General features: G+C 75.4%; 1 protein-coding gene and 1 pseudogene. Both read right to left on the bottom strand.

Annotated elements, in window-relative coordinates; genetic code table 11:
• On the bottom strand, positions 1-647 hold a 647-nt coding region (locus DY926_RS16750), incomplete at its 3' end, for a hypothetical protein (RefSeq protein WP_116704372.1).
• Between the two features lie 174 nt (positions 648-821).
• Positions 822-2,100, bottom strand: a pseudogene (locus DY926_RS17455) (hypothetical protein); the annotation flags it as partial.

Below are 2,100 nucleotides of genomic sequence, written 5' to 3'. Positions count from 1 at the left end.
GCCCCTGACAGCCCGCCCACCATGCCCAGATTGTCCTGTATGCCGGCAAACACGCCGCCCGCGCCCGCCATGTCGGCAATGGGGGTGACCTGCCCCATCACGGTGGAGACCTGCCCCGCCACATCGCCCGCAAGCGCCGCCACACTGCCCACCGCATCGCTCACACCCGACAGCGCGGATGCCGCGTCAGCCCCCACCAGCGCCGACAGGGCGGACGTGGTGGCGGTGGCGGGCGGCACCTGTGGCGGCTGCTCGAGCACCAGCCGGTAGGGGATGATGGTGCCCTTCTGCTGGTAGTCGTAGGAGTACTGGACAATCCTGACCGTAAGCGACAGCCCCGCCCCCGAAAAGGGCACGGGCACGCCCGCAATGCGCATCTGCTTGAGCACGCGCGCACGGGTAATGGCGGTGGGGCCGACAAACGTGCCGCCAAGCTCCAGCCGCCCGGGGTCGTTGCCCACGGCGTCGATGATCCTGCCGCCGCCGGGCAGCCGGTGGATGGCTACCTGCTGGGCCCCGCCATCGCGGATGACCTGCGGCACCTCCAGCCCGCTCAGCGTAAGCGGCCCGATGGTGACGGGGGCCGAGGCCCACAGCCGCCCGATCGAACCGATGGCGGTTTCCGCGTTCATAAGGGTCAGGGACATGGGAGGTTCCATCACGAACGGGGCCGCCACGCGGGCGACCCATCAAATGCGGGAATGGGGGAAACGGGGCACGGCAGGGGGGCCACATCGCGGCCCCACGGCCACACGGCGCGGGCGTGCCATCATCCGCCCTGTGTAGCGCCAGACCATGCAGGCCGGAAGCGCGTGCAGCCCCTAGCGGCCGATCGAGCGGCCCGGCACCTGCGGGTACTGCATCACATCGGGCGCGGTGCCGCTGGCGCGCTGGGCGTGCAGGGCCTGGTTTGTGTCGATCCGGGCCACGGCCTGTCCCAGCACGTGATGGTCCAGCCGCAGCGGTATGGTCACCTGCACTACGGGGGCCGGACCACCCGGCGCGCCGCCACCATGGCCGGGCATGTCAGGCCGGGCCTGTGGCGGCGGGCTGATGAAGGCGGGCCGCCCCGGCCATGCCTCCGGCCCCGCAACATCCGCCCCGGCCATGACACCGGGCGCGGCTACGGGCCGCCAGGCCGCCTGCCCGCCCATGGGGGGTGGCACGATCATGCGCGTATGGGCCGCCGGGATCGCGCCATGGGGCCGCAGCGCCGCCACGGCCATGCGGGTGGTTTCGGGCCGGTATGCTGCCATAGCCGCCCCGGCACCGGGGTGGTGGAAGGCAGGCGGCCCCACGGCCTGTGGCCCGGCAGCGCGCAATGCGGGCACGCCCATGGCCGGGTGCGCCACACCCGCCAGCGCGGGCACGATGGCCGCACCACCCCCCGCACGCACGGCCTGCCACCCGGCCCCTGCTGGCGCTGCTGCCTGCACGGGCGGTGAAAGGCGCATGTCCCCCACCCCGCCGGGTGTAACGCCCGCGCGCATAAGGACCGGCGCGGCCCCGGCCCGTGCGGCCTGCCGCGCCAGCATCACCAGCGGCGCGGCGGCCACCATGCGCGACAGGGCGGGCCGGGTAACATACGCCCCCGTCCCGCCCCGACCGGGCATGACCACCCCGGCCACGGACTGTGCCACCGAGGGGGCTGGCACGGGCCGGAACCCGTCGGCCATGGCCACGACCCGCCCCGGTGGAATGGATGCGGGCACCCCCGCAGGCCCCGCCACGGCAACCGGGGCCGCCACCAGCCCCGCCGCGCGCAGGGGCGCAGGCAGGACAGTGGGCAGCGCGGTGGCGCGCGCCATGACGTGCCGCGCCCCGGCCGCCAGCGGCGTCACCCACGCCCCGGCCCGCCACGCGGTAGCGGGCGCATGGGCCGTGGGAACAGGCGGGTACGGCGCGACAGCCATGGCCGTGGGGGCCGCCACGGGCATGGCGGGCGGGCTTGCCGCCAGCGGGGGCGGGTCATCCCCGTCGCTGCCGCCCGCCGTGGCGATGAACGGGGCCACCAGCCCGGACAGGGCGGACCCGGCCATGACGCGGCGCACGCTGGCGGCCAGCCGCCCGGTCCGCCCGCCGCCCGCGCGCAGCCGGTTC

Origin of the sequence: Komagataeibacter melaceti (assembly GCF_003403295.1) — a bacterium.
Taxonomy (GTDB): domain Bacteria; phylum Pseudomonadota; class Alphaproteobacteria; order Acetobacterales; family Acetobacteraceae; genus Komagataeibacter; species Komagataeibacter melaceti.
The sequence above is the reverse complement of the archived record's forward strand: the minus strand, read 5'-3'. Positions and strand labels throughout refer to the sequence as shown.